This is a genomic window from Kocuria nitroreducens (assembly GCF_042879195.1).
Taxonomy (GTDB): domain Bacteria; phylum Actinomycetota; class Actinomycetes; order Actinomycetales; family Micrococcaceae; genus Kocuria; species Kocuria nitroreducens.
In genome coordinates, this window is the sequence record NZ_JBHZTC010000095.1 from 1 (window position 1) to 626 (window position 626).

A 626-nucleotide genomic window follows, 5' to 3' on the forward strand; every position below is an offset into this window, starting at 1 on the left:
CCGCGCGACACCGTGCTGGAGATCCCCTCGTGCACCGAGGACCTCGGCAACGTGTTCTCCGGCTACTACGGCATGATCAACGGCGCGCTGGGCGCCGGCCCGGGGTGTCTCGTGACGGCGGTGGAGGCACTGACCGGGGTGCAGCTCGACCACTTCCTCGAGCTGCGCTTCGAGGGATTCGCCCGCGTCGTCGACTCCCTGGACGGGCTGCCGGTGGACCTGCCGGAGGCGCTGTTCGACCCGAAGGCGGAGCTGGACCTGCCGGCCGGTGAGCAGGTGCTCGACGGCGACCAGGCGCTGGCCTGGGCCCGGACGCGCGACAGCGTCGGGGACGGCAGCGACATCGGACGCATGGGCAATCAGCAGGCGGTCATGCACACGATCGTGGACCGCGTCGGGGAGCGGAAGCTGGTCACCCGTCCGGGGCGGGCCTACTCGTTCCTGGACGCCGTGACGTCATCGGTGCGCGCCGACGCCGGCCTGGCCGATCTCCGCACGGCGGTCCGGCTCGGTGCGGGCCTCGCGCGCGTCCCGCGGGAGAACATCAGCATCGCGACCATGCCGTGGGAGCCGGACCTCTACGACCTCAACCGGGTGGTCCCCTCGGCCGCGGCGGAGGAGGTCTT

1 protein-coding gene is annotated in these 626 nt (G+C 72.2%); it reads left to right on the forward strand.

What is annotated here, in order from left to right; translation table 11 throughout:
• Positions 1 to 626, forward strand: a 626-nt coding sequence (locus ACFYE1_RS17500) for an LCP family protein (RefSeq protein WP_387745848.1), incomplete at both ends; no start/stop codon positions are given.